Below are 24978 nucleotides of genomic sequence, written 5' to 3'. Positions count from 1 at the left end.
GTCAGGACTCCGGTGCGTCCTCGGGGGCGATCAGCCAGGCCCGGGCCGACTCGTAGTCCTCCGCGACGCCGAGGATCCGGTAGCCGGTGCCGGTCTGCTCCAGCAGCAGCCACGCGCCGTCGAACGCCTCGACGACCGTGTCGTCGCACCGGTCCGGCAGCCCCTGGGGAAAGCGGGCCGAGCGGATCTCCCGGCGCGGGATGGGCGGCATCACGGGACGCCGGCCAGACATGTCGTCCATCGGGAGTCCTCACGCCGGTGCGAGAACCGATTCTGACCCGGATCCCACGCTCGGTCACCCAACGACCGGACGCCGCGGACGGTTCGTCGGCGCGCGGACCCCCAGTTGTGGGCGCCCCCCGGCCCCGCATCGGGGTCTGCTTTCTGTCGTACCCGGGGGCCACGCTGTTCCTGTCCGGATCGCACCGGCGGATCCGGGGACAGGGCGGAGGACGAGATGAGGACGTACGACCCCGCGGACCGCATCCGCTACGTCCACCTGGCCCAGGACGCCGACGCTCCCGCGGCCCCGCCGCAGCTCCGCGACGAGTGCACCCCACTGCCCGCCGACTACGCGAACGCCTCCCTGCGGTCCCGGCTCGGCGACTCCCCCACGGCCGGCGCCCGACCCGCCCTCGTCCTCCTGCCCGGAGGCGCGGCGGCCACCGACCGCCCCGGCCCCGCCGCCCCGGCGCTGCGCCTGGCCCGGTAGTGGCGGCCGGCGTCCCTGCCCCTCAGCCGTCGCCGCGGATCCGCCGCAGCAGGTCCGTCCGCGCGGTCGCCAGGGACGGGCCGTACCAGGTCAGCTGCCGGCCGGAGACCAGGACGGTGCGCACGTCGGGGAACGCCTCCGGGCCGTCCTCGGCGGTGAAGACGTAGGGCTCGTCCGGGAGCAGCACCAGGTCGGCCCCCGCCGCCTGCAGCTCGTCGAGCTCCACCCGCGGGTAGCGCTCCTCCGCCGAGCCGAAGACGTTGACCAGGCCGAGCCGGGTCAGCACGTCGCCGGTGAACGTGCGGGCGCCGACCACCATCCAGGGGTCCCGCCAGATCGGGACGGCGACCCGCAGCTCCGGCCGCGGCGCCGGCCGGCCCCAGTCGGCGGCCGCGGTCGCCAGCCAGCCGGGCTCGCCGACACCGAGGACGTCGGCGAACAGCCGGCGCATCGAGGCGAGCGCCTCGTCCACGGACTCGATGACGGTCACCCAGACCGGCACGCCGGCGGCCCGCAGCCGCTCGACGTCCAGGCGCCGGTTCTCCTCGCGGTTGGCCACCACGAGGTCCGGAGCGAGGTCGGCGATCGCCGCCCGGTCGGGGTTCTTCGTGCCACGGACCCGGACGACGTCCAGCCCGGCCGGGTGGGTGCACCAGTCGGTGGCACCCACCAGCCGCTCGGGCACCGTGACGGCGAGCGCCTCGGTCAGCGACGGCACCAGGGACACGACGCGCCGCGGCGGCCCGTCGAGGACGACCTGGTGGCCCAGGTCGTCGATCACACGTTCCGGCGGTACTGGCCCCCGACCTCGAAGAACGCGTCCGAGATCTGCCCCAGCGAGCACACCCGGACGGCGTTCATCAGCTCGGTGAAGACGTTCCCGCCCTCCATCGCGACCTGCTGCAGGCGGGCCAGCGCGGCCGGCGCCTCGTCGGCGTGCCGGGCGTGGAAGTCGGCCAGCCGGTCGAGCTGCGACTGCTTCTCCGCCTCGGTCGCCCGGGCCAGCTCCAGCGTCCGCGGCTCGTCGTCCCGGCTCGGGGCGAGGAAGGTGTTGACGCCGACGATCGGCAGGCTGCCGTCGTGCTTGCGGTGCTCGTAGAGCATCGACTCGTCCTGGATCCGGCCGCGCTGGTAGCCGGTCTCCATCGCGCCGAGGACGCCGCCCCGTTCGGCGATGCGGTCGAACTCCGCCAGCACCGCCTCTTCGACCAGGTCGGTGAGCTCGTCGATGATGTACGAGCCCTGCAGCGGGTTCTCGTTGCCCGCCAGGCCCCACTCCTTGTCGATGATCATCTGGATGGCCAGCGCCCGGCGCACCGACTGCGCGCTGGGCGTGGTCACCGCCTCGTCGTAGGCGTTGGTGTGCAGGCTGTTGGCGTTGTCGTAGATCGCGCAGAGCGCCTGCAGCGTCGTCCGGATGTCGTTGAAGTCCATCTCCTGGGCGTGCAGCGACCGCCCCGACGTCTGCACGTGGTACTTCAGCTTCTGCGACCGCTCCCCCGCCCCGTACTTCTCCTTCATGGCGACGGCCCAGATGCGCCGGGCCACCCGGCCGATCACCGAGTACTCGGCGTCCATGCCGTTGGAGAAGAAGAAGGACAGGTTCGGCGCGAAGTCGTCGATGTCCATGCCGCGGGCCAGGTAGGACTCGACGTAGGTGAAGCCGTTGGCCAGCGTGAACGCCAGCTGGCTGATCGGGTTCGCCCCGGCCTCGGCGATGTGGTAGCCGGAGATCGAGACCGAGTAGAAGTTGCGCACCTTGTGATCGATGAACCACTGCTGGATGTCGCCCATCGCCCGCAGCGCGAACTCGGTGGAGAAGATGCAGGTGTTCTGGCCCTGGTCCTCCTTGAGGATGTCGGCCTGCACCGTGCCCCGGACGTTGGCCAGCACCCAGGCCCGGATCTCCTCGGCCTCGGCCGCGTCGGGCTCCCGGCCCTCGTCGGCGCGGAAGGCGTCGAGGCGCTGGTCGATCGCGGTGTTGAGGAACATCGCGAGGATCGCCGGCGCCGGGCCGTTGATCGTCATCGACACCGAGGTGGACGGCGAGCAGAGGTCGAACCCGCCGTAGAGCACCTTCATGTCGTCGAGGGTCGCGATCGAGACGCCCGAGGTGCCGACCTTGCCGTAGATGTCCGGCCGCAGGTCCGGGTTGCGGCCGTAGAGGGTCACCGAGTCGAACGCCGTCGACAGGCGGGTCGCCTCGCCGCCCTCGGAGAGCAGCGTGAAGCGGCGGTTGGTGCGGAAGGCGTCGCCCTCGCCGGCGAACATCCGCGCCGGCGCCTCGCCCTCCCGCTTGAACGGGAACACCCCGGCGGTGAACGGGAAGAAGCCGGGCAGGTTCTCCCGGCGCAGGAAGCGCAGCAGGTCGCCCTCGTCGCGGGTCCGCGGCAGCGCCACCCGGCGCACCTTGTTGCCCGACAGGGTCTCGCGGGTCAGCGGCGTGCGGATCTCCTTGTCGCGCACCCGGTAGACGTACTCGTCGCCGGAGTAGTCCTCGACCCGGGCCGGCCAGGACTCCAGCAGCTCGCGCACCTCGGGCAGCAGCTCGCCGTGCGCCTGCCCCTCGAGCTCCCGCACGCGGGCGGCGGCCGGCTCGTCGCCGAGCAGCCCGGCCGTGGTGCGCAGCGACTGCCGCCGGTGCACGACGTCGGCCTGCGCCTCCGTCGTCCGGTGGTAGCCGCGGACGGCGTCGGAGATCTCCGCCAGGTACCGCGACCGCGCCGACGGCACGACGCTGGTGAGGCCGGAGGAGGCGCGGACGTCGACCCGCGGCAGCACGCCGGCCCCGGCCGGCAGCCCCGCGGCCACCAGCAGGTCCTTGAGCTGCTGGTAGAGCGCGGTGACGCCGTCGTCGTTGAACCGCGCGGCGCTGGTGCCGAACACCGGCATCCGGTCCCACGGGACGCCGAACTCCTGCCGGTTGCGGACCAGCTGGCGGGCGACGTCGCGGCGGGCGTCCTCGGCCCCGCGGCGCTCGTACTTGTTGATCGCCACGACGTCGGCGAAATCGAGCATGTCGATCTTCTCCAGCTGCGACGCGGCGCCGAACTCCGGCGTCATCACGTAGAGCGCCACGTCGGAGAACGGCACGATGCCCGCGTCGCCCTGGCCGATGCCCGGGGTCTCGATGACCACCAGGTCGAACCCGGCGGCCTTGACCGCGCACAGGATGTCGTCGAGGTGCTCGGGCACCTGCGCACCGGCGGTGCGGGTGGCCAGCGAGCGGAAGAAGGTACGGGCCCGGTCGCCGGTCTCCAGCGCGTTCATCCGGATCCGGTCGCCCAGCAGGGCGCCGCCGCCGCGCCGCCGGGTCGGGTCGATCGCCAGGACGGCGACCCGCAGCTTGTCCTCCTGGTCCAGCCGCAGCCGCCGCAGCAGCTCGTCGGTCAGCGACGACTTGCCCGAGCCGCCGGTCCCGGTGATGCCCAGCACGGGCACGGTGCGACCCGCGGCCGCCTCCCGCAGCCGGGCGGCCAGCTCCGGCGAGCGCCCCGACTCGAGCACGGTGACCGCCCGGGCCAGCGCGGCCGGGTCGCCGGCGAGCAGCGCCTCGACGTCGGGCTGCTCCTGCGTGAGGTCCTCGTCGCACTCCCGGATCAGCTCGTTGATCATCCCGGGCAGGCCGAGCCGCTGGCCGTCCTCCGGCGAGAAGATCGTGACGCCGCGCTCGCGCAGCAGCGCGATCTCCTCGGGGACGATGACGCCCCCGCCGCCGCCGAACACCCGCACGTGGCCGGCGCCGGCCGCGGCCAGCCGCTCCACCAGGTAGCTGAAGTACTCGACGTGCCCGCCCTGGTAGGAGGAGATCGCGACGCCCTGGACGTCCTCCTCGATCGCCGCGCGCACGACCGTGTCGACGCCGCGGTCGTGGCCGAGGTGGATGACCTCCGCGCCCTGCGCCTGCAGCAGCCGCCGCATGACGTTGATCGCGGCGTCGTGCCCGTCGAACAGGCTGGCAGCGGTGACGAACCGGACCGGGTGGACGGGGACGTGCAGGTCGGACGGCGCGCCGGTCATGCCACTCCCTGGCGAAGAACTAGTAGGACGTCCATGTAAGTTACGGGAGAACTGCTAGGACGTCCAACTATTCGGCTGGACGGCGTGGGGAGGAACGGCATGGACCGGATCGCGGTCATCGGCGGGGGCACCATGGGCGCGGGCATCGCGGAGGTGTGCGCCCGAGCCGGCTCGGCGGTCGTCGTCGTGGAGGCCGATCCGGACGGCGTGGACCGCTGCCGGGGGCGGATCGAGACCTCGCTGCAGCGCGCCGTCCGCGCGGACCGGCTCACCGCCGTCGAGGCCGAGTCGGCGCTCGCCCGCATCGAGGTGGCCACCGAGCTCGAGGCCGCGGCGACGGCCGACATGGTCATCGAGGCCGTGCCCGAGATCGAGTCGCTCAAGCTCGACCTCTTCCGCAAGCTCGACGCAATCCTCGGCCCGGACGCGATCCTGGCCTCGAACACCTCCTCGATCCCGCTGGTGAAGATGGCCAGCGTCACCGGCCGGGCCGACCGGGTCGTGGGCGTGCACTTCTTCAACCCCGCCCCGGTCCTGCCGCTGGTGGAGATCGTGGCCAGCCTGCTGACCTCCGACGAGACGCTGCTCGCGGTCACCGACTTCGCCGAGAAGCGGCTGGGCAAGACGACGATCCGCTCCCAGGACCGGGCCGGCTTCATCGTCAACGCGCTGCTGATCCCCTACCTGCTCTCCGCCATCCGGATGCTGGAGTCCGGGTTCGCCAGCGCGCAGGACATCGACGGAGGCATGGTCCAGGGCTGCGCGCACCCGCAGGGCCCGCTCGCGCTGGCCGACCTGATCGGCCTGGACACCACCGCCGCGGTGGCGCAGTCGATGTACGAGGAGTTCAAGGAGCCGCTCTACGCGCCGCCCCCGCTGCTGCTGCGGATGGTCGACGCCGGCCTGCTGGGCCGCAAGACCGGGCGCGGCTTCTTCCCCTACGCCCGCTGATGCGCGACGACGCGCTGAGCATCCAGGAACAGCTCTACCCCGAGCTCACCTGCTTCGGCTGCGGTCAGAAGAACGCCGCCGGGCTCCGGCTGCGCAGCTACCCGGCGGCGGACGGCGTGACCGCGATCTTCACGCCGTGGCCGGAGCACGACAACGGCCTCGGCTACCTCAACGGCGGGATCATCTCCACGCTGCTCGACTGCCACAGCGCCGCCGCCGTCGTCCTCGAGGCGCACCGGCGCGGCTGGGCGTCGACCGCGGACGCCGCGCTGCCCTACGTCACCGCCGGGCTCGACGTCCGCTTCCTGCGGCCGACCCCGCTCGCCGAACCGCTGCAGCTCGTGGCGACGGTCACCGAGGCCAGTGAGGCCGAGATGACCGCCGCTGTCGAGATCGTCTGGGACGGCAAGCCGCGGGCCGGCGCGGTGGCGCACTGGAAGCGGTGGCGCCCCCGCCCGGGTCAGGGGGCCGCCGGCTCCCCGTAGAGCTCGCGCGCGCGGCGCTGCTGCTCGTGCCGGATGTAGGACGGGAACTGGGCCGGCTCGGGTTCGAACTCCTTGAGCACCTCGCGGGCCACGACCATCTTGTGCACCTCGGTGGGGCCGTCGGCGAGGCCGACGTGGAAGGAGTTGATCACCCACTCCGCGAACGGCATCTCGTGGCTGAGCCCCAGGGAGCCGTGCAGGTGCAGCGCGGTGGCGGCGATGTCGTGCAGCACCTTGGGCATGATCGCCTTGACCGCCGAGACGTTCTTGCGGATCGCCTTCCAGTCGTGGCCCTGGTCGGCCAGCCAAGCGGTCTCGAGGACGAGCAGCCGGAACTGGCGCAGCTGGACCCAGCCGTCGGCGATCTTCTCCTGGACCATCTGCTTGTCGGCGAGCAGTTCGCCCTTGGTGGTGCGCGACAGCACGCGCTCGCAGGTCATCTCGAACGCGCGGGTGGCCTGGGCCAGCGTGCGCATCGCGTGGTGCATGCGGCCGCCGCCGAGCCGGGTCTGGGCGACGGCGAAGGCCTCGCCGCGCCCGCCGAGCATGCTGTCGGCCGGCACGCGGACGTCGGTCAGCCTCAGGTGGGCGTGGGTGTCCTCGGGCTCGCCGTAGAAGCCGTAGTTGCGGACGATCTCGATGCCGGGGGTGTCGGTCGGGATGATGAACATCGACGCCCGGCGGTACGGGCTCGGCGCGTCCGGGTCGGTGACGACCATCATGATGTAGAACGCCGCCGTCTCGGCCTCCGAGGCGAACCACTTCTCCCCGTTGATCACCCAGGTGTCGCCATCCAGGACGCCGGAGGTCCGGAACCCGAGCGGGTCGGCGCCGCCCTGCGGCTCGGTCATCGAGAAGCAGGAGACGACCTCGTTGGCCAGCAGCGGCTCGAGGTACCTCGTCTTCTGCTCGGGCGTGCCGAAATGGGCGAGGATCTCGGAGTTGCCCGTGTCGGGCGCCTGGGCGCCGAACACGATCGGCCCGAACCGGGACATCCCGAACTTCTCGTTCATCAGCGCGAGCTTGAGCTGGCCGTACCCCTTGCCGCCCAGTTCGGGCCCGAGGTGGCAGGCCCACAGCCCGCGGGCCCTGACCTCCGCCTGCAGCGGCCGGACCAGCCGGACGAACTCCGGGTCGTGGATGTTCCACTGGCTGCCGAGCAGGTGGTCCAGCGGCTGGACCTTCTCCCGCACGAAGGTGTCGATCCAGTCGAGCTCCACCTGGAACTCGGGGTCGGTCTCGAAACTCCACATGCGCGGTCAGCCTCTCTGCTGGGAACGGGGTTCGGCGGGGGCCGTGATCAACGCCAGCCGCCGTCGAGGCGGAGCAGGGCGCCGGTGGCGTAGGAGGACGCCGAGGTCGCGAAGAACAGCGCCGCGCCGACGATCTCGTCGGCCTCGCCGCACCGCTGCAGCGCGACCGTCTGCTCCATCTCCGCCCGCATGCCCTCGGGCCAGTGGGTGGCGATGTCGGTGAGGAAGGGGCCGGCCTGGATGGTGTTCACCCGGACCTTGGGGCCGTAGGCCTGGGCGAAGCCCTCGGTGAGCACGTGCAGGCCCGCCTTGGCGGCGGCGTACGGCAGGGCCAGCCCGCGGGGCCGGATCGCCTCGATCGAGCCGATGTTGATGATCGAGCCGCCGTCCCCCTCGGCCATGCGGGCGCCGATGACCGCGGTGAGCCGGAACGGCCCGCGCAGGTTGACCCCGATGACCTTGTCGAACAGCTCCTGGGAGACCTCCGCCAGGCTCGGGTAGTGCGGGGACAGCCCCGCGTTGTTGATCAGGACGTCGACCCGCCCGAACTCGCCGTAGACGGTGTCGATCAGCTCGTCGCACTGCTCCCAGGAGCTGACGTTGCACGCGACCGGCAGCGCGGTGACGCCGTAGGCCTCCCGCACCTCCTCGGCCACCGCCTGGCAGCTCGCCAGCTTCCGGCTGGCGATCGCCACCCGGGCGCCGCGCTCGGCGAAGGCCAGCACCATCTCCCGGCCCATGCCCCGGCTGCCGCCGGTCACGACGACGACCTTGTCCTTCAGTTCCTCCATGCCGCGCTCCTCGACTCCTCCGGTGCCCTGTATCACTACACCGTGCCGAGGAGGGGCTGCCCCTCACGCCAGCAACCGGTCCAGCGGACGGGGGATCCGGCCGGGCTCGAGGGCGAGGGTCAGGGCCCGGGCGTACCGGGCCTTGCGACCGCTCGTCGTCCCCAGGAAGCGGTGCAGCTGCCGCTCGATGCTGCGGCCGCGCTGCGCCGGCTGGTTCTGGAAGAGGCGGAACCGCGCCAGGTCCCCTTCGGCCGCGAGCACCGTCAGGGTGGCCGCGACGCCGAGCGCGCGGATGAGCTCGTCCTCGAGGTCCGCGACGCAGACGAAGACGCCGAGCGACTCCATGGACGTGCGGGTCAGGTCCCCACCGAAGCCGGCCTGCTGCAGACCGCGTCGGACGTAACCCTCCTCGGCCTGGTCGCAGAGCCCCCGCACCGGGACGGCCAGCCCCCGCGGTCCCAGCTCCCGGAGGAACCGGCCGACGCCCATCGCCCCGCCCATCGCCACCACGGACACGCCCTCCGCGGCCAGGTCGCGGTGCTGCCGCGTGGCCAGGGCCTCCACCGCCGCCCGGTCGCTGGCGCCCTCCACCAGCACGACGGTGTGCACGTCCCCGCCGAGCAGCCCCCGCGTTCCCGGACCCGGCTGGCATCGCACGGCGGGAGTCTGGCAATGCCGCCGGGCGCGGTCACCTCGGTTCCGGCCAGCGATCCACCTCTTGACCGTCGAACTCCGTTCGTTCACGCTTACCGTTCGTGGGCACTTACGGAGCCGACGAGGCGTGGAGTGCGCTCGGCGACCCGACCCGGCGGGCGATCGTCGCGTGCCTCGCCGAGCGGCCGCGCGCGGTCGGTGAGCTGGCCGACGCGCTGCCCATCAGCCGCCCGGCGGTCTCCCAGGCCCTCGCCGTCCTCAAGGCCGCCGGCCTGGTCACCGACCGCGCGGCGGGGACCCGCCGCATCTACCGCCTCAACCCGGCCGGGGTGGCCGCCCTGCGCGACCAGCTCGACACCTACTGGAACCGGGCGCTGGCCGGCTACCAGGACGCCGTCGCTTCCCCCGACGCCACCGATCCCGCCGACGCACCGGGCGCCGGCGGGCAGCAGGACGTTCCCGAGGAAGAAGGACAGGAGAGGCCATGACCCAGGCAGCCACCACCGCCGTCCGCAAGCAGATCGTCGTCGCCGCGTCGCAGCAGCGGGCCTTCGAGGTGTTCACCGCCGGCTTCGGGGACTTCAAGCCGCGCGAGCACAACATCATGGCCTCCCCGATCGCGAGGACGGTGTTCGAGCCGCGCGTCGGCGGGCACATCGTCGACGTCGCCGAGGACGGCAGCGAGTGCCGCTGGGCGCGGGTCCTGGTCTACGAGCCGCACGACCGGGTGGTGTTCAGCTGGGACATCGGGCCGGATTGGCAGCTGGTGGCCGACCCGGAGAACGCCAGCGAGGTCGAGGTGCGGTTCATCGCGGAGTCGCCGGACCGCACCCGGGTGGAGCTGGAGCACCGGAACCTCGACCGGCACGGCCCGGGCTGGGAGGCCGTCTCCGCCGGCGTCGCCGACGACGCGGGCTGGCCGCTGTACCTGGACCGGTACGCCGCCCTGTTCGGTCCGGGCCACTGACGCGCCGCCGCCGGTCGTGGCCACCGCGGGGGCCGGCCGGCGGCGGAGGTGTTCGCCGGCCGTCAGACCGAGCGGCCGGCGAACGCGGCCGCTCGCTGGTACGCGTCCGCGCCGTCGGGCGCCGGCTGCTCGGGACCGAAGGCCGCGCTCCGGTTGGCGTCCGAGAGGTTGGCCTGCATGAACGCCAGGCCGCGCTCGGCCACCTCCGCATCGAGCGCGCCCGTCGAGCGGCCCGTGGCCTCGGCGAGGTCCCAGGTGTGCACCGCGAACTCCGCGCACAGCCAGTCGAGGGCGACGGGAACGTTTCCGGCATCGCGGTCGTCCCACGCGCGGACCAGCTCGTCGGCGTGCGAACGGAACTCGGCGGTGGGGTCCTCACCGGCCGACGGGGTCGGCGCCGACCAGTCGATCGGCTCGCCGCGCACCATGCGGGTGAACCTCTCCGGCGCGGCGACGATGTGGTCGACCAGGTCCCGGACGGTCCACTGCTCGCACGGTGTCCCGTCGCCCAGCGCCCCGCGGGGGACGTCGTCGAGCAGCACGGCCAGCTGGTCCAGCGCCCGCCGCAGCACCGCCGTCTCGTCGTCGGAGGTCACCGGGCCACGCTAGCGGCGCCCCGACCTGCGGAGAACCCCGGAGCGGACGGGCGCCCGGGTCACGGCGACGCCTCCCCCGCCGCCTGCTCGGTGGCGGACTGCGCCGGCCCGTCGCCGATGATCCGGAGGACGACGTTGCCCCGCTTGTGTCCGGTGTCGACGAAGCGGTGCGCCTCGGCGACGTCGGCGAGGTCGAACGTGCGGTCGCGGACCGCCCGGTACCGGCCGGCGTCGGCGAGCTCGGCGAGGAACGCCAGGTCCTCGGAGGTCGGCTTGCCGAAGGCGGTGACCAGGTGCCCGCTCCGCCGGCTGCGCAGGGGCGCCCGCAGCAGCCCGCGCAGGTCGGTGATGACGAGCAGCAGCGCGCCGCCCGGCCGGAGCAGGTGCCGGACCCGCTCGAACGGCGCGTTGCCGACGCAGTCGACGATCACGTCGTAGGTGGCCGCGTCCGCGGTGAAGTCCTCGGTCGTGTGGTCGATCACCCGGTCGGCGCCCAGCGACGTCACGAGCTCGCGGTTGGCGCCGCTGCTGACGCCGGTCACGTGCGCGCCGGCCTCCGCGGCCAGCTGCACCGCCGCCGTCCCGACGGCGCCCGACGCCCCGTTGACCAGGACCGCCGCCCCCGGTGCCAGGGGCGCCGCCTTCAGGAAGCCGCGGGCGGTGAGCCCGCCGAAGACCAGCGTCACGGCGTCCTCGAAGCCCATGGTCCGCGGCTTGCGCGCGATCGCGTCGCCCTTCCGGACCCGGGCGTACTCGGCGTGCCCGCCGAAGTCCCCGCCCAGCATGGCGATGACCTCGTCGCCCGGGGCGAAGGCGGTGACGTTCGCGCCGACGGCCTCGACGACGCCGGCGGCGTCCATGCCCAGCACCCGGCGCTTCGGCCGGAAGGTGCCGATCCCGAGCGCGGCGACCACCCCGAGCCCGCGGGGCACCTCACGGGTGCGGGCGCGGTGGTCGGCGGCGCTGACCGTGCTGGCGTGCACCCGGACGAGGAGGTCGTCCGGCCCCACCGACGGCCGAGGGACCTCCTCGACCCGGACGGTGTCCGGCCCGCCGAAGCGGCGGTAGACCGCGGCCCTCATCGGAGGGCCTGCGCGGACGGCAGGGCGGCGACGGCGGACGGCCGGAAGCCCTTGACGGTCAGGTAGACGCCGAGGGAGAACTCCCAGACGGCGATCGGGAGCGCGGCGAGCGCGATCGGGCCCGTCCGGTCGAAGACCCCGAAGAAGATCCCGATGTCGGCGGCGAGGAGCAGCGCGGCGCCGATGAGCCCCAGGGCGGGCAGGGCGCGCGGCACGAGGCCGGAGCGGTACAGCACGGTGCCCAGGCACAGCGCGTTGAAGACCGGCATCAGGCTCTGCGAGAGCAGGAACGTCCAGTCGTAGGCCGCGACGAGGGTGGAGCCTGTGGTGACCAGTGACGACGGGTCCGCTCCGTCGACGCCGTCCCGCAGGGTGACCAGGGACAGCATGCTGACGACGCCGACGATGATCAGGCTGCCCTCCACCACGCGGGAGGCGACGAAGCCCAGCGCCGCGGTCTGGCTCACCCGCCTGGTCACCGGGTAGAGCACCACGGCGGTGCCGATGCCGGTCAGGGCGACGACGACCTCGGAGAACGAGCCCCACAGCACGCCGGTGTCGCTGCCGGCGCCGAGGACGAAGCGGGCGCCGTCGCGCACCGGCTGGAACAGGATGAGCGTGGGGACCGACACGAAGGTCAGCAGGTAGAGGATGCCGGCGGCGCGGGAGGTACCGCGCATCAGGTCCGGCGACGGGCGGGTCGCTGCGGGGGTGTGCACGGTGCTGCTCATGTCGTTTCCTCCTGGGATCAGCGGGCGGATGTGTTCGGACGGTCCGGGTCGAGCCGGGTGACCGAGACGAGGGACAGCCCCAGGTCGCGGATCCGGGTCAGCACGCCGTGCAGGGCCGCCTGGTCGGTCACCGGACCGGACAGGACTGTGGTGCCGTCGCCGGCGGGGCTAACGGTCATCGGGTCGAACCAGGCCGCCCACCGGGGGCCGAGGCGGCCCCCGAGGCGGATCTCGTAGCGGACCGAGTCGGCAGCTCCGCCGCTCGTGGTCTCCGTCATGGAGGAAACGTAGGAAGGAGGGTGGTGAGCGCGGATCACCATGTGTGGTGATTCCGGGTGGTGACTGGCGGCCGGTCCCTACCGGTCGGACGCCAGCAGGTCGAGCTCCTCGCCCCGGCGGACGGCCGCGCGGCGGTTGGTCACGCCCAGCTTGGCGTAGATGTTCTTGGTGTGGGTGCGGACGGTGTTCACCGAGACGAACAGCTGCCGGGCGATGTCCGGGCCGTCGAGATCGGTGCCGAGCAGCCGCAGCACCTCCAGCTCCCGCGCGCTCAGCGGGTCGACCAGGCCCGGTGACGGCGCGCGGTTCCCGTCCGGGGCCGTGAGGAGCCGGCCGGCGGCGACGCCCGCCGCCGTCAACAAGGCGACCATGGGCGGCCCTTCGTCGAGGAAGGTCCGGGCGTAGCCCTGCGGCTCGGCCAGCGCCAGCGCCCGCCGCAGCGCGGCCAGTGCAGCTCCCCTGTCGCCGCGGGTCTGCTCGGCCAGCGCCCGCACCACCAGCACCTCGAGGGCGCTGCCGGTCCGGCCGCCCTCCTCCGCCGCCTGCAGCAGGCGTTCGAGCAGCCGCAGCGCCCCGGCGATCGAGCGCCCGTCGCCGTCCGCGGCGGCCCGGGCCACCAGCGCGCGGGCGAGGACGAGGTGCTCGAACTCGCGCAGGTAGTGCGGGTCGTCGTCGACCGACAACCCCCGCTCCCCCGCCCAGGCCAGCGCCTCGGCCCACCGGCCCCGCCGGGCGAGCACCCGCGCCCGCAGCGCCGGGATCGGCCGCACCTCGGGGAAGAAGTCCCCGACGTAGCGGCGCTCGGCGTCGTCGAGCAGGGCGAGCGCGCCGTCGAGGTCGCCCTCTGCCTCGTGGAGGCGGGCCGTCGCGACCCGCCGGCGGTACGGGTTCTGCGGCAGGCCCAGGTGCTCGCCCAGCTCCGCGGCGACGGCGAGGTGCCGCCGGGCGGCGTCGAGGTCCCCGCGCTCGGTCAGCACCCCGGCGATGCCGACGTGCATGTCCGCGGCACCGCGCAGCACCGGCCCGGTCCCGGGGGTCACCAGGCGCAGCGCCCGCTCGTAGACGCTCAGCGCGTCGCCGAGCCGGCCCTGCGCGAGGCGGATGTCGGCCAGGGCGATCGAGCAGCCGGTCACGTCCGACAGGTGGCCGGCCCGCTCCAGGTGCACCGTGGCGTCGGCGTACCAGCGGTAGCCGGCGTCCAGGTCGCCGCTCCCCCAGTGCGCGAGGCCGAGGAGGCCGGCGGCGGCTCCCCGGCCGAGGTGGTCCTCCGCGCCGGCGCGGTCGAGCGCCTGCCCGGCATGGGTGATCGTGCCGGCCGCGTCGCCGGTCAGCAGGGCCTGACCGGCGCGGTACATCGAGATCGCGGTGGGGATCCGGCGGAACGCCGCCGCGTCCACGACGACCATCGGCCCCGTCTCGGGGGTGCCGGTCAGCCGGCGCTCGGCGTCGCGCAGCCGCGCCTCGACCCCCTCGATCTCGCCGTGGATCATCAGCGCGCCGGCGTACCCGACGCTGAGCACCGGCCGGGCCCGGAGCACGTCGTCCGGCAGCGCCTCCAGCCAGCGGCGCATGGTGGCCTCCTGCCGGCCTTGCTGCAGGGAGGGCAGCGCCAGCTCGACGAGGTCGGCGGCCCGCGCGACGTCCCCGCCGGCGAGCGCGTGACCGATGGCCTCGGCCCGGTCGCCGTGGCGCTCGTGCCAGGCGGCGGCCCGCCGGTGCAGCTCGGCGACGGTCCCGGGCTGCTCGTCGAGCAGGTGCGCCTGCAGCACGTCGGCGAAGAGGTGGTGGTAGCGGTACCACCGGCGCTGGTCGTCGAGCGGCACCAGGAACAGGTTGTCCCGCTCCAGGGCCGCCAGCATCGCCCGGCCGTCGTCCCGGCCGGTGACCTCGTCGCACAGCGGGCCGCTCAGCCGGCCGAGGACCGACGTCTGCAGCAGGAAGCCGCGGATCCGCTCCGGCTGGCGCGCCAGGACCTCCTCGACGAGGTAGTCGACGATGTAGCGGTCGTCCCCGGTGAAGCCCGCGATGAAGCCGCCGACGTCGTCGCGGCCCTGCATCGACAGCGCGGCGAGCTGCAGCGCCGCGATCCACCCCTCGGTGCGCCCGTCGAGGGCGGCGACGTCGCCGGCGGTCAGGGGCAGCCCCATGACCTCCGTCAGGTACTCCGCGGCCTCCTCGGGCGTGAACCGCAGCTCGGCGGCCCGCAGCTCGACCAGCTCGCCGCGGCCGCGCCATCGGGCCAAGGGCAGCGGCGGGTCGGCGCGGCCGGCGAGCACGAGGTGGACCTGCGCCGGGAGGTGCTCGACCAGGAACGCGGTCCCGTCGTGGATCTGGGGGGACTCGATGACGTGGTAGTCGTCGAGCACCAGGACGACGTCGTCCGGGAGGGCGGCGAGGTCGTTGACCAGCGCCCCCAGGACCGCCTCCGTCGACGACTGCGGCGAGGACAGGAGGGCGAGGGCGCCCGCCCCGACGTCGGGCGCCGCCGTCCGCAGGGCGGCGATCAGGTAGGACCAGAACAGCGCGGGATCGTTGTCCCGCTGGTCGAGCGAGAGCCACGCCACCGGCCGCCCCTCCGCCGCGGTCAGCCACTCGGTCAGCACCGTCGTCTTGCCGAAGCCGGCCGGCGCCGAGACGAGCGTCAGGGCCGCCTCGTCGGCACGGCCGAGGCGCTCGCGGAGCCGCGGCCGCGCCACCAGGCCGCGGCGCCGCCGGGGGACGTGGAGCTTGGTCGTGAGCAGTGGTCCGGTCATGACCCCGCGAGGATGTCAGCCCGGGACGGCCGGACCACCACGACAGGGCGCGGCGCGTGGGTGAGTGAGCGCAGGCTCACGGACCCGAGGAGCAGGGCGGCCCAGCCGGTCCGGCCGCGCGCCCCGACCACGAGCAGGTCGGCGGCCTCGGCCGCCTCGCTCAGGACGTCCCACTCGGCGCCCTGGACGATCTCCGCGCGGACCGGGATCCCGGCATCCCCGTCCGGCCAGGCGGCACGCACGCTCTCCCGCAGAGCCGCGTCGGCCTGCTCGCGCAGGGTCGTGGTGGGCCAGGCCCAGGGCGGACCGGCGTAGCCGGACAGGTTGTCGATCCAGGCGTGGACGACGTGCAGTTCCCCGCCGCGCAGGCGTACCTCGTCGGTGGCGAACCGCAGGGCGTCGACGGAACCGGCGGAACCGTCGACCCCGACCACCACCCGGCTGGCGGCTCCCCGCCACAGCACGGCGCCGTGCGAGGAGTCGTCGTCGCGCACCACGACCACCGGGCCGGCTGGCCGTACCGCACCTCGGCGTGCATGGGGACGGCGTCGCACCCCGCGACCCCGGCGGCCTCCGCTCGCATCCGGGCGCGCGCGTCCCGCTCGGCACCGGCCGAGCCGTCGACACCCACCACGACCTCGCGCACCGTCATGGCGTCGTCCACCGCCGTTCCTCCGCCGGCTCAGTCTGCCTCCGGCCGGCGCCGTGGACGGCCGGGCGACGCGTCGTCCCGCCCCTCGTGCTCCTCTCCCCCGGCCTCCGCGAGCCCGCCGATCAGCGGCAGGCAGGTCGTCGTGCACGCCTTGCCCACCTCCCCCCAGTAGCGCCACAGCAGCCAGCCCAGCGCCGTGACGCCGCCGATCCCGAGCCCGGCGGCAGGCGCCCCGACCAGGACGAACATGATCGCGACGCAGACGCCGCCGACCGCGAGGGCGCGCGGCCCGTCGGCGCCCCGGTCGGGCCCCACGGCCTCGGCGGCGAACGACCGCTCGACCTCGTGCCAGGCCCGCTGTTCTCGATCGCTGAGCACGGTCCACCTCCTGGCCCCACCGTGCGGCGGCCGACGGCATCCGGCCAGGGCCGCCACCGGTCACGTCGAGGGAGTCGTCGTTGCCGGCCACCGGCAACGGGACGACGGCCGAATCGGCCTTGCCGGTCGTCGGCAAGGAGCGGGGGCGCCAGTTGACCGACGGCCGCCCTACTTCCGGCTGCTGCGACGGCGGAAGGTCGGGTGACGAGCGCTTCCACCGGCCGGTGGGCGCGCTTTCTGCTTTCTGGAGGGAAGCACGCATGTCCATCACCACCCCGACGACGACCGCGACGCGGTGGGACTCCTTCCGGGTCCTGCTCGAGGAGCAGCGCGCCGACTGCGTCCGGCAGCGCGAGCTCGCGCTGGCCGAGGCGGCCACCTCGGTGCCGGATCCGGTCGCGCTGAGCCGCGCCGCGAGCCTGCTGCACACCATCGACGAGATCGACGCGGCGCTCGGCCGGATCGCCGACGGCAGCTACGGCGTGTGCGCGCACTGCCGCGTCGACATCCCCCTCGAGCGCCTGGAGTTCCGGCCGTTCGCGGCCGGCTGCGTGGCCTGCCAGGCCTCGGTGCGCTGACAGGAGCGGACGTGACCCACATTTCCCAGGGGCCGGCGTTCGTGGCCGGCTCACCGACGCACGTGGCGGTGGTCGGCGCCGGCATGGTCGGCCTGTCCTGCGCCTGGTTCCTCCAGGAGGCCGGTGTCCAGGTCACCGTCTACGAACGGGACCACGTGGCGGCCGGCGCCTCCTGGGGCAGCGCCGGCTGGCTGACCCCGGCCCTGACCGCCCCGCTGCCCGGGCCGGCGGTGCTGCGCTCCGGCCTGCGTGCGGTGCTCAGCCCGCGCTCCCCGGTGTCCCTGCCGCTGCGCGCCGACACCACCCTGCTGCGGTTCCTGTCCGGGTTCGTCGCGCACAGCACGGCGGGGGCGTGGCGGCGCGGCCTGGCCGCCTACGTGCCGCTGAACGAGCGCGCCCTGGAGGCGTTCGACGTCCTCGCCGCCGGCGGGGTCATGGCGCCCACCCACCGGGCCGAGGCGTTCCTGGCCTGCTTCCGCAGCGAGCGCGAGGCCGCGCGGCTGTGCGCCGAGCTCGAGCAGATCCGCGCCGCCGGGCAGCACGCCGGCTTCTCCCCGGTGACCGGCTGGCGGGTGCGCTCGGTGGAGCCGGCGCTGACCGACCGCGTCGGCGCGGCCGTGCAGATCCGCGGCCAGCGCTACCTGCACCCGCCGGAGTTCCTCACCGGCCTGGCCTTCGCGGTGCAGGCCCGCGGCGGCCAGGTGGTCCAGGGCGCCGAGGTGGCCCATCTGCAGCACCGCGCCGGCGGCGTCACCGTCGTCACCGAGGCCGGCGAGCGACTGCAGCACGACGCCGTCGTCCTCGCCACCGGCGCGGACCTGGGACGACTGGCCGCCCCGTTCGGGGTGCGGTATCCGGTGCAGGCCGGGCGCGGCTACAGCTTCAGCGTGCCGGTGGAGCGGATGCCGCGCGGCCCGCTGTACTTCCCGACCCAGCGGGTGGCGTGCACGCCGCTCGGTGAGCGGCTGCGGGTGGCCGGGATGATGGAGTTCCGCCGTCCCGGCGATCCGCTCGACCGCCGCCGGATCACCGCGATCGTCGACGCCGTCCGCCCCTTCCTGCGGGGCGTGGACCTCGACGACCGGCGCAACGAGTGGGTCGGCTCCCGCCCCTGCACCCCCGACGGGCTGCCGCTGCTCGGGCCCACCGCCTCGCCGCGGGTGTTCGTCGCCGGCGGCCACGGCATGTGGGGCATCGCGCTCGGCCCGATCACCGGCCAGCTGATCGCGCAGGCCGTGCTCAAGGGCGAGACCCCGGCCGAGCTGGCCCCGTTCGACCCGCTGCGCTGACCGGCCCGGCATCCCTCTCCCGGAAGGAACGACTCCCCGTGCTGCACCCCACCGTCTCCCGGCCCGCGGCCGACCCCGGCCGGCTGCTGTCGGTGACCACCCTCCCCGACCCGCGGCCCGGCCGGGTCGTCGTCGAGGTCGTCGGCGAGGTCGACGCCTACACCGCCCCCGCGCTGGACGTCTGCCTGCAGTCCCAGGCGCGGCAGCCCGGCGTCCGCGAACTGGTCGTCCACCTGGGCCAGGTGACGTTCCTGGGCGCGGCCGGGGTCACGGTGCTGGAGCAGGCGGACCGCCGATGCCGGCTGCGCGGCGCCCGGCTGGTGATCCGCACCGGCGGCCGGCGCGCGGCGCTCCGCACGCTGTACCTCAGCGGTCTGGCCGACCGGGTGGCCGTCGACCCGAGGGAGGGAGACCCCCCGCAGCGGCGCGGCCCGCGAGCGACCGGACGGCCACGGACCCGCCCGCGGCGGCTGTGCCGATGAGTGGTGCCTCCCCCGGCCTGATGGGGCAGGCTGCCGTTGCCGGTCCCCGGCAATCCGACGTCCACCGGCCGCGGCCGGTCGCGACCGGACGGGAAGGAGCGGACATGCCCCGCAGCGCCGAGCGCCGGCCGCCCGGCCGGCGCGCGACAGCGCCGGAGGACTGGCTCACCGCGGTCGGGAGCTCGGCGGCGGCCGCCGTCCAGGCGCCGGCGGAGCTGCTCGGTGAGTACCTGCCGCTGCTGGCCGAGGCCGCGATCAACGGCCGCCGCCCCGACGACGTCGAGCTCGAGGCCGTCCGCGAGCTCGGCCGGCGCGCGGCCGCGCAGGGCGTGGGCGCCCGGCGCGCGGTGGACCTCTACCTGTCCGCGGCCTGGCGGCTGTGGCGGCAGCTGCCGGTGGTGGTGCGCTCGTCCGATCCGGAGAAGGTCCGCCGGGCGGCCGAGGCGGTCCTGCGGGTGCTCGACGACGCCATCGGCGTGCTCGTCGACGGCCACCAGTCCGAGCGCCGCGACATGATCCGCCGGGAGGAGGCGCTGCGCGCGGAGTTCGTCGACGACCTGCTGCGCGGCGACGCCGACGTCTCCCGCATGGTCCAGCGCGCCGAACCGTTCGGCATCGACCTGGGCAAGCCCCACCACGTCGCGCTGGTCGCGCCCCAGGACGGCGAGGCCGCGCTCGACCGCGCGGCCACCACCCTCGAACGGGCCGTCGTCGACCGGTTCGGCGACCGCGAGGTGCTGGTCGCCACCAAGGACGGCCGGGTGGTCGTCGTGGTCCCCGGCGGGCCCGCGCCGGCCCTTCCCCGGACGCCGGGCGGCGACGTGGGCACCGTGCTGCACCAGGAGCTCCGGCGGCTCCGGGTGCCCGGCCGGTGGCGGGTCGCGGCCGGGCGCGCCTTTCCCGGCGCCTTCGGCGTGGCGCGCAGCTACGAGGAGGCCCTCGAGGCCATCACCGTCGCCGGCCGGCTGGGTCTCGAGAACGACGTCGTCGACGTCCGTGACCTGCTCGTCCACCGGGTGCTGGGCCGGGACCAGGCGGCCATGGTCGACCTGGTCCGCGACGTGCTCACGCCGCTGGAACAGGTGCGCGGCGGCGCCGGGGTGCTGCTGGAGACGCTGCGGGCGTACTTCGACGCCGGCGAGGTCGCGACCGAGGCCGCCCGGCGGCTGCACGTCTCGGTCCGCACGGTCACCTACCGCCTGGCCCGGGTCGCACAGCTGACCGGGTACAGCGTCGCCGAGCCCGACCAGCGGTTCGCGCTGCACGCGGCCGTGGTCGGCGCGCGGCTGCTCGAATGGCCGGCGACGCCGCTGCCGGCCGACTCATGAACGGTGACGATCCTATGGAGGCCGCTGTGACGACGACCCTGACCCGCCGCCCGGTACGAGACCGGGCGCAGACAACTGGCGCGACCGCATCCCGCGTCCGGCGAGCACGCCCGAGCCCCGGGGACGCCGCGCCACCGCAGACGGTGGACCTGGTCGACCAGTGGGGGCTGGACTCTTTCCCCGCGAGCGATCCGCCGGCCAACTGGTGAGCTGCCCGGCTCCTGGGCCCTGGTAGAACCGCGGGATGGGTTCGCAGGCGCTGCTCCTCGCGCTGGACCTCGCCGGCACGTTCGCGTTCGCCCTCAACGGCGCGCTGACCGCGCTGCGGGTGACCCGGCTGGACATCGTCGGCGTCATCACCCTCGGCATGATCACCGCGCTCGGCGGCGGGATCATCCGCGACGTCCTGCTCGACAGGCTCCCGCCGGCCACCTTCAGCGACTGGCGCTACCTGGCCGTCGCGGCCGGCGGCGGTCTCATCGCCTTCCTCTTCGGCCGCCACCTGGAGCGGCTGAACACCCCGATCACCGTGCTGGACGCCGCGGGCCTGGGCCTGTTCGCCGTCACCGGCGCCAGCAAGGCGCTCGCCGCGGGGCTGGGCCCGGCCCAGGCCGTCATCCTGGGCGCGGTCACCGGCGTGGGCGGTGGAACTCTGCGCGACGTCCTGATCCGGCAGATCCCGTCGGTCCTGCGCAGCGGCCTCTACGCCATCCCGGCCCTGGTCGCCGCCACGGCCACGGTCGTCGCCAAGGAGCTCGACGGCTACGGCCTGGCCACGGCGCTGGCCGCGGCCGCACTGTGCTTCGGCATCCGGATGATCGGCGTCCGCTTCGACCTCAACGCGCCGATGCCACCGGAGCGGCCGAGGCCGGGGCCCCGCGACGACCCCCCGGCAGATCGCTAGGGAGCCAGCCAGGCCAGGGCGCCGACGACGAGCGCCTGGGTGCCGGTGTCCAGCGTCGGCTGGAGGACCGGGGCGAAGCGGGCGGAGTGGTTGACCGGGATGTCCTGGGCGATCCGGCCGGCCCGCTCGGCCGCGTCGTAGACCTCGGTGTCGGTGCCGCCGACGAACCAGTAGGTGTAGGGCACACCCAGCGCGTCCGGGATGTCGCTGAAGTCCTCGCTGGCCGACTGCCGGCCGGCCGGTGCCGCCCGCTCGCCGAAGAAGTCCGCGAACGCCGCGGCGACCCGCTCGGTGGTCGCCGGGTCGTTGTCGGTGAGCGGGAAGTGGTCGAACAGCTCGAACTCCGGGTCGCGCGGGCTGCCGGAGGCCTGGCACTCCGCCGTCACGATCCGGCGGACGGCGTCCAGGATCGCCGTGCGGGTCCGGTCGCTGAACGTGCGCATGTTGAGCTGCAGCGTGGCGGAGTCGGGGATGACGTTGCTCTTCGTCCCTGCCTGCAGACTGCCGACCGTCAGCACCGCCGTCTCCCCCGGTGCGACCTCGCGGGAGACGACCGTCTGGAGCCGCAGGACGATCATCGCGGCCAGGACCACCGGGTCGACCGCGGCGTGGGGCATCGAGCCGTGCGCCCCGCGCCCGTGCACGGTGATGCGCATGCTGTCGGCGGTGGTCAGCGCCGGGCCGGCGATCGTGCCCACCCGCCCGGCGGGCAACGGCAGGACGTGCTGTCCCAGGGCCACCTGCGGGGCCGGGATCAGGTCGGCGAGCCCGGACTCGACCATCCCGCGCGCGCCGTCGCCGACCTCCTCGGCCGGCTGGAAGAGCGCGATCAATGTTCCGTGCCAGTGCTCCCTGCCGTCGGCGAGCAGCTGCGCGGCCCCGGCCAGGCACGCCACGTGCATGTCGTGGGCGCAGGCGTGCATCACCGGCACCTCTGTGCCGTCGGCGTCGGTGGCGGTGACCTCGCTGGCGTAGGTCAGCCCGGTCTGCTCGCGCACCGGCAGCGCGTCCATGTCCGCCCGCAGCAGCACGGTCACGCCGTCCCCGTTGCGCAGGACGCCGACCACGCCGGTCCCGCCCACCCGCTCGTGCACCTCGAACCCGGCGCCCCGGAGCCGGTCGGCCACCAGGCCCGCGGTCCGCGTCTCCCGGTGCGAGAGCTCGGGGTGCCGGTGGACGTCGCGGTACAGCTCCTCCTGCCACGGCCGCGTGTCGCGCAGGCCGGCGAGGACGGCGGACCCGGCTGCTTCGGCGACCACGGCACTCCCCCACGCACGACGACATGGCGAGTCTGCCCGTGACCTCTGACCGCCGGGGTAAGAGATCCGCCCGCGGCGACACCAACCAGATGTGGGACGGCGAGCAGGTCACCGGCGATGACGACGGCGTTCGTCCTGTCCGGCGGCGGCAGCCTCGGTGCGGTCCAGGTCGGCATGCTGCGGGCGCTGGCCGAGCGGCGGATCACCCCGGACCTGCTCGTGGGCACCTCCGCCGGGGCGCTCAACGCCGTCTTCGTCGCGGCGCACGGCACCGGGCCGGCCGCGCTCGACCGGCTCGCCGCGACCTGGGCGGCGCTGCGGCGCGACGACGTCTTCCCGGTGCGGGCGCCGCAGATGCTGCTCGCGCTGGCCGGGGCCCGCGACTCGCTGTGCGCGCACGACGGCCTCGAACGCCTGGTGCGGCGGCACGTGGCGCTGGCGAGCCTCGAGGCCGCCCCGATCCCGGTGCACCTCGTGGCCACCGACCTGCTGTCCGGCGAGGAGGTGCTGCTCTCCGACGGTGACGTGCTCAGCGCCGTCCTGGCCAGCAGCGCCGTCCCCGCGGTGCTGCCTCCTGTCCTGCGGGACGGGCGCACTCTGGTGGACGGCGGGCTGGCCGACAACGCGGCCATCTCCCAGGCGGTCGCCCTCGGCGCCGACCGGATCTACGTGCTGCCGACCGGCTACGCCTGCGCCCTCGCGGCGCCGCCCACCCGGCCCCTCGCCGTCGCCGTCCAGGCTCTGACGCTGCTGGTGCAGCAACGGCTCATCGCCGACGTCGCGCTGTTCGCCGACCGGGTCGACCTCGTCGTCCTGCCGCCGCTGTGCCCGCTGCGGATCTCGGCGGTCGACTTCCGCCACGCGGCCGTGCTGGCCCGGCGGTCCCACGCCTCCGCCGCTGCCTGGCTGGACAGCGGCGCGGCCTCGCTGCCGAGGCCGGAACGGATCCTGGGCCTGCACGGCCACCCGCCCGAGGACGCACACCGCCCACGCCTGGCACCCGGTTCCGGCCTCGACCGAAAGGACGTGTCATGACCACCCTCCCGGTGTTCCGCCGCCGCCCCGTCGCGATCACCCTGCTCATCGCGGCGCTGCTGTGCGCACTGCTGGTCGCGCTCACCGCCGGCCGGCAGGCGGACGCCTCACCGGGCCCCGGTCACGGTCACGGCCACGACCACGCCGCCGGACTGCCGACGGCGGCCCAGGTCGCCTTCCACGACCAGATGCGCAAGCTCTGGGAGGACCACATCACCTGGACGCGGCTGGCCATCGTCACCTTCGCCGACGGGTCGGGCGGGTTCGACGCCACGGCCGCCCGGCTGCTGCAGAACCAGGTGGACATCGGCGACGCCGTCAAGCCGTTCTACGGCCCGGCCGCCGGCGACCAGCTGACCGCGCTGCTGCACGACCACATCACCATCGCCGTGGAGCTGCTGCAGGCCGCGAAGGCGGGCGACACCGCGGCGTTCGACGACGCCAACACCCGCTGGTACGCCAATGCCGACCAGATCGCGGACTTCCTCGCCGCCGCCAACCCCCGCTTCTGGGCCGCCGACGTGCTGCGCGACGCCATGAAGACCCACCTCGACCAGACACTGGCCGAGGCGTCGGCGGAGCTCACGGGCGACTACGCGGCCAGCGTCGCCGGCTACGAGGAGATCCACCAGCACATCCTCGAGATGGCCGACCTGCTCAGCTCGGGGATCATGAGCCAGTTCCCCGACCGCTTCGACGACTGAGCGCGGCCGGGGCGCCGGCCGGTGCCGGGTGCGAGCACCCGGCACCGGCCGTGCCGCGACCCGCCCGGCTCACCGGGGCAGCCGCTGGGCGACCACCTCGAACGGGGCGGTGGGGGCCTGCTCGTCGAAGCGGCTGTCGACCAGCAGCAGGCGCCCGCGGGCCTCCTTGCCGGTGGTGAAGACGCGGTCCGGGTCGGTGGGGGTCTCGCGGAGGAGCCGGGCGGCCTCGGCGTCGCGGTCGAGGCGCAGCGTGGTGATCACGCGGGAGAAGTTGCGGATCACGATCAGCGTCGAGCCCCGCAGCACCAGGCCGTCGGCGTCGGTCAGGTCGACGTCGCCCGTGTCGATCCGGGCGGCCTGCCGCGTGCGCAGGTCGAAGCGCCAGAGGATGCCGGTGGTCCCCTGGGCGACGACGAGGGAACGCTCGTCGGGCGAGACCACGATCCCGCCGAGGTTGAACCCGGACTGCGTGGCGATCGTGCCGGTGGCGTCCGCCCAGACGCTCACCTGCCACTCGCCGTGCCGGTGGGCGACGCGGAAGATCTGCGGGGCGTTCGAGTTCGTGAAGTAGGCCGCGCCGTCCGGGCCGATGGCCACGTCGTTGAGGAAGGCGTTCTCCACGCCGACGTCCAGGGCCGCGAGCAGGTCGCCGTCCGGCGAGTAGACCCACAGGTCGGGCCGGTCGGTGCCGATCCCGTTGGGTCCGCCGGCGATGTAGACCCGCCCGCGGTGGTCGGTCGTGATGCCGCGGGCGGTGGTGCGCCCGTCCGCGCCCTCGTCCAGCCACACCGCGGTCTCCCCGGTGCGGACGTCGCCGCGGTGGATCTCGCCGCCGGTGGTCTCGCTGACGTAGAAGGTCCGCTCGGCCGGGTCCACGCCGATGCCCTCGAACTTCGACACGCCCTCGTCGCCGTGCAGCAGGTAGACGTCGGGCCGGTTGCCGTGCCGGTCGCCGGCGGCGGCCGCGGGCACGCCGAGCAGCAGCGACACCCCCAACGACAGCGCGACGGTGGCAGGGGCGAGTGGTCGGCGCACGGGAGCTCCCCGGGTCGATGGCTTCGGTTCTCCGTTCCGCGGAGCTACCCCGGGAGTGCG

27 protein-coding genes are annotated in these 24978 nt (G+C 74.5%); 12 read left to right on the top strand and 15 right to left on the bottom strand.

Annotation, left to right across the window (positions count from 1 at the left end; translation table 11 throughout):
* Nucleotide 1: 1 nt before the first annotated feature.
* Complete coding sequence (locus AB3388_RS09150; protein ID WP_495410449.1) at nt 2-241, bottom strand: hypothetical protein; 240 nt, start codon at nt 239-241, stop codon at nt 2-4.
* Nucleotides 242-457: 216 nt separating this feature from the next.
* Between AB3388_RS09150 and AB3388_RS09145 the strand changes: the two genes are divergently transcribed.
* Nucleotides 458-712, top strand: coding sequence for a hypothetical protein (locus tag AB3388_RS09145; RefSeq protein ID WP_495410448.1), 255 nt, complete (start codon nt 458-460; stop codon nt 710-712).
* Nucleotides 713-734: 22 nt separating this feature from the next.
* Here the strand turns inward: AB3388_RS09145 and AB3388_RS09140 are convergent, their stop codons facing one another.
* Nucleotides 735-1493 (bottom strand): helical backbone metal receptor, encoded by a 759-nt coding sequence (locus AB3388_RS09140; RefSeq protein WP_495410447.1) that lies wholly within the window; start codon nt 1491-1493, stop codon nt 735-737.
* Nucleotides 1490-4732 carry a fused isobutyryl-CoA mutase/GTPase IcmF gene (icmF, locus tag AB3388_RS09135; protein ID WP_495410446.1) on the bottom strand — a complete coding sequence of 1081 codons (3243 nt, stop codon included), beginning with the start codon at nt 4730-4732 and terminating at the stop codon, nt 1490-1492. The genes AB3388_RS09140 and icmF overlap by 4 nt, the downstream gene beginning before the upstream one ends.
* Before the next feature lie 99 nt (nt 4733-4831).
* On the opposite strand from icmF, the gene AB3388_RS09130 reads away from it, so the two are divergent.
* Together AB3388_RS09130 and AB3388_RS09125 are read left to right on the top strand one after the other, a co-directional pair.
* A complete protein-coding gene (locus tag AB3388_RS09130) occupies nt 4832-5683 on the top strand; it encodes a 3-hydroxybutyryl-CoA dehydrogenase (RefSeq protein WP_495410445.1) in 852 nt (283 codons plus the stop codon).
* Complete coding sequence (locus AB3388_RS09125; protein WP_495410444.1) at nt 5683-6168, top strand: PaaI family thioesterase; 486 nt, start codon at nt 5683-5685, stop codon at nt 6166-6168. Before AB3388_RS09130 ends, AB3388_RS09125 begins: the two co-directional genes overlap by 1 nt.
* On the opposite strand, the gene AB3388_RS09120 is transcribed toward AB3388_RS09125, so the two are convergent.
* From AB3388_RS09120 to AB3388_RS09110, 3 genes are all read right to left on the bottom strand, one after another.
* On the bottom strand, nt 6144-7421 hold the full coding sequence (locus tag AB3388_RS09120) for an acyl-CoA dehydrogenase family protein (RefSeq protein WP_495410443.1): 1278 nt from the start codon (nt 7419-7421) through the stop codon (nt 6144-6146). The genes AB3388_RS09125 and AB3388_RS09120 overlap by 25 nt on opposite strands.
* A gap of 47 nt (nt 7422-7468) precedes the next feature.
* Complete coding sequence (locus AB3388_RS09115; protein WP_495410442.1) at nt 7469-8212, bottom strand: SDR family NAD(P)-dependent oxidoreductase; 744 nt, start codon at nt 8210-8212, stop codon at nt 7469-7471.
* A 63-nt stretch (nt 8213-8275) separates the two neighbouring features.
* Nucleotides 8276-8869: a TOPRIM nucleotidyl transferase/hydrolase domain-containing protein gene (locus AB3388_RS09110; protein WP_495410441.1), complete on the bottom strand. Its 594-nt coding sequence runs from the start codon at nt 8867-8869 to the stop codon at nt 8276-8278.
* Between the two features lie 98 nt (nt 8870-8967).
* On the opposite strand from AB3388_RS09110, the gene AB3388_RS09105 reads away from it, so the two are divergent.
* Entirely contained in the window at nt 8968-9354 is a 387-nt protein-coding gene (locus tag AB3388_RS09105; protein WP_495410440.1) for an ArsR/SmtB family transcription factor, read from the top strand.
* Complete coding sequence (locus AB3388_RS09100; RefSeq protein WP_495410439.1) at nt 9351-9833, top strand: SRPBCC family protein; 483 nt, start codon at nt 9351-9353, stop codon at nt 9831-9833. Before AB3388_RS09105 ends, AB3388_RS09100 begins: the two co-directional genes overlap by 4 nt.
* Before the next feature lie 62 nt (nt 9834-9895).
* On the opposite strand, the gene AB3388_RS09095 is transcribed toward AB3388_RS09100, so the two are convergent.
* The 7 genes from AB3388_RS09095 to AB3388_RS09065 all read right to left on the bottom strand — a co-directional run bounded on the left by AB3388_RS09095 (nt 9896) and on the right by AB3388_RS09065 (nt 16304).
* Nucleotides 9896-10429: a TIGR03086 family metal-binding protein gene (locus AB3388_RS09095; protein WP_495410438.1), complete on the bottom strand. Its 534-nt coding sequence runs from the start codon at nt 10427-10429 to the stop codon at nt 9896-9898.
* A gap of 59 nt (nt 10430-10488) precedes the next feature.
* Nucleotides 10489-11511 carry an NAD(P)-dependent alcohol dehydrogenase gene (locus AB3388_RS09090; RefSeq protein ID WP_495410437.1) on the bottom strand — a complete coding sequence of 341 codons (1023 nt, stop codon included), beginning with the start codon at nt 11509-11511 and terminating at the stop codon, nt 10489-10491.
* A complete protein-coding gene (locus AB3388_RS09085) occupies nt 11508-12242 on the bottom strand; it encodes a DUF4386 domain-containing protein (RefSeq protein WP_495410436.1) in 735 nt (244 codons plus the stop codon). The genes AB3388_RS09090 and AB3388_RS09085 overlap by 4 nt, the downstream gene beginning before the upstream one ends.
* A 17-nt stretch (nt 12243-12259) precedes the next feature.
* A complete protein-coding gene (locus AB3388_RS09080) occupies nt 12260-12520 on the bottom strand; it encodes a DUF8691 family protein (RefSeq protein ID WP_495410435.1) in 261 nt (86 codons plus the stop codon).
* 78 nt (nt 12521-12598) lie between these two features.
* Complete coding sequence (locus AB3388_RS09075; RefSeq protein ID WP_495410434.1) at nt 12599-15274, bottom strand: winged helix-turn-helix domain-containing protein; 2676 nt, start codon at nt 15272-15274, stop codon at nt 12599-12601.
* Nucleotides 15271-15768: a universal stress protein gene (locus AB3388_RS09070; RefSeq protein ID WP_495410433.1), complete on the bottom strand. Its 498-nt coding sequence runs from the start codon at nt 15766-15768 to the stop codon at nt 15271-15273. The genes AB3388_RS09075 and AB3388_RS09070 overlap by 4 nt, the downstream gene beginning before the upstream one ends.
* 188 nt (nt 15769-15956) lie before the next feature.
* Nucleotides 15957-16304, bottom strand: coding sequence for a hypothetical protein (locus AB3388_RS09065; RefSeq protein ID WP_495410432.1), 348 nt, complete (start codon nt 16302-16304; stop codon nt 15957-15959).
* Between the two features lie 260 nt (nt 16305-16564).
* On the opposite strand from AB3388_RS09065, the gene AB3388_RS09060 reads away from it, so the two are divergent.
* From AB3388_RS09060 to AB3388_RS09040, 5 genes are all read left to right on the top strand, one after another.
* Nucleotides 16565-16882, top strand: coding sequence for a TraR/DksA family transcriptional regulator (locus tag AB3388_RS09060; RefSeq protein WP_495410431.1), 318 nt, complete (start codon nt 16565-16567; stop codon nt 16880-16882).
* 11 nt (nt 16883-16893) lie between these two features.
* Nucleotides 16894-18171, top strand: a complete 1278-nt coding sequence (locus tag AB3388_RS09055; RefSeq protein WP_495410430.1) for an NAD(P)/FAD-dependent oxidoreductase — start codon at nt 16894-16896, stop codon at nt 18169-18171.
* Between the two features lie 38 nt (nt 18172-18209).
* Entirely contained in the window at nt 18210-18653 is a 444-nt protein-coding gene (locus AB3388_RS09050; RefSeq protein WP_495410429.1) for an STAS domain-containing protein, read from the top strand.
* Between the two features lie 104 nt (nt 18654-18757).
* Nucleotides 18758-19981: a PucR family transcriptional regulator gene (locus AB3388_RS09045; protein WP_495410428.1), complete on the top strand. Its 1224-nt coding sequence runs from the start codon at nt 18758-18760 to the stop codon at nt 19979-19981.
* Nucleotides 19982-20225: 244 nt separating this feature from the next.
* The gene (locus AB3388_RS09040) at nt 20226-20885 is read left to right on the top strand and encodes a trimeric intracellular cation channel family protein (protein ID WP_495410427.1); all 660 of its coding nucleotides are present in this window, start codon (nt 20226-20228) and stop codon (nt 20883-20885) included.
* On the opposite strand, the gene AB3388_RS09035 is transcribed toward AB3388_RS09040, so the two are convergent.
* Nucleotides 20882-22144: an amidohydrolase gene (locus AB3388_RS09035; RefSeq protein WP_495410426.1), complete on the bottom strand. Its 1263-nt coding sequence runs from the start codon at nt 22142-22144 to the stop codon at nt 20882-20884. The genes AB3388_RS09040 and AB3388_RS09035 overlap by 4 nt on opposite strands.
* A 117-nt stretch (nt 22145-22261) precedes the next feature.
* On the opposite strand from AB3388_RS09035, the gene AB3388_RS09030 reads away from it, so the two are divergent.
* Nucleotides 22262-23179, top strand: coding sequence for a patatin-like phospholipase family protein (locus AB3388_RS09030; RefSeq protein ID WP_495410425.1), 918 nt, complete (start codon nt 22262-22264; stop codon nt 23177-23179).
* Nucleotides 23176-23883, top strand: a complete 708-nt coding sequence (locus AB3388_RS09025; protein ID WP_495410424.1) for a hypothetical protein — start codon at nt 23176-23178, stop codon at nt 23881-23883. Before AB3388_RS09030 ends, AB3388_RS09025 begins: the two co-directional genes overlap by 4 nt.
* 69 nt (nt 23884-23952) lie before the next feature.
* On the opposite strand, the gene AB3388_RS09020 is transcribed toward AB3388_RS09025, so the two are convergent.
* A complete protein-coding gene (locus AB3388_RS09020; protein ID WP_495410423.1) occupies nt 23953-24918 on the bottom strand; it encodes a hypothetical protein in 966 nt (321 codons plus the stop codon).
* Nucleotides 24919-24978: the final 60 nt, after the last annotated feature.

The sequence above is a fragment of the Geodermatophilus sp. SMS 5-13 genome (genome assembly GCF_059428245.1).
Note: the sequence above shows the minus strand (reverse complement) of the source record. Positions and strands in the feature narration are given on the sequence as shown.

Bases quoted from the DNA above. Each gene is read 5' to 3' on its own strand.
- AB3388_RS09090 (WP_495410437.1), bottom strand. From the start codon at position 11,511: ATGAGGGCCGCGGTCTACCGCCGCTTCGGCGGGCCGGACACCGTCCGG.
- AB3388_RS09025 (WP_495410424.1), top strand. From the start codon at position 23,176: ATGACCACCCTCCCGGTGTTCCGCCGCCGCCCCGTCGCGATCACCCTG.
- AB3388_RS09075 (WP_495410434.1), bottom strand. From the start codon at position 15,274: ATGACCGGACCACTGCTCACGACCAAGCTCCACGTCCCCCGGCGGCGC.
- AB3388_RS09045 (WP_495410428.1), top strand. From the start codon at position 18,758: ATGCCCCGCAGCGCCGAGCGCCGGCCGCCCGGCCGGCGCGCGACAGCG.
- AB3388_RS09120 (WP_495410443.1), bottom strand. From the start codon at position 7,421: ATGTGGAGTTTCGAGACCGACCCCGAGTTCCAGGTGGAGCTCGACTGG.
- AB3388_RS09125 (WP_495410444.1), top strand. From the start codon at position 5,683: ATGCGCGACGACGCGCTGAGCATCCAGGAACAGCTCTACCCCGAGCTC.
- AB3388_RS09085 (WP_495410436.1), bottom strand. From the start codon at position 12,242: ATGAGCAGCACCGTGCACACCCCCGCAGCGACCCGCCCGTCGCCGGAC.
- AB3388_RS09115 (WP_495410442.1), bottom strand. From the start codon at position 8,212: ATGGAGGAACTGAAGGACAAGGTCGTCGTCGTGACCGGCGGCAGCCGG.
- AB3388_RS09145 (WP_495410448.1), top strand. From the start codon at position 458: ATGAGGACGTACGACCCCGCGGACCGCATCCGCTACGTCCACCTGGCC.
- AB3388_RS09150 (WP_495410449.1), bottom strand. From the start codon at position 241: ATGGACGACATGTCTGGCCGGCGTCCCGTGATGCCGCCCATCCCGCGC.
- AB3388_RS09100 (WP_495410439.1), top strand. From the start codon at position 9,351: ATGACCCAGGCAGCCACCACCGCCGTCCGCAAGCAGATCGTCGTCGCC.
- AB3388_RS09080 (WP_495410435.1), bottom strand. From the start codon at position 12,520: ATGACGGAGACCACGAGCGGCGGAGCTGCCGACTCGGTCCGCTACGAG.
- AB3388_RS09040 (WP_495410427.1), top strand. From the start codon at position 20,226: ATGGGTTCGCAGGCGCTGCTCCTCGCGCTGGACCTCGCCGGCACGTTC.
- icmF (WP_495410446.1), bottom strand. From the start codon at position 4,732: ATGACCGGCGCGCCGTCCGACCTGCACGTCCCCGTCCACCCGGTCCGG.
- AB3388_RS09030 (WP_495410425.1), top strand. From the start codon at position 22,262: ATGACGACGGCGTTCGTCCTGTCCGGCGGCGGCAGCCTCGGTGCGGTC.
- AB3388_RS09130 (WP_495410445.1), top strand. From the start codon at position 4,832: ATGGACCGGATCGCGGTCATCGGCGGGGGCACCATGGGCGCGGGCATC.
- AB3388_RS09060 (WP_495410431.1), top strand. From the start codon at position 16,565: ATGTCCATCACCACCCCGACGACGACCGCGACGCGGTGGGACTCCTTC.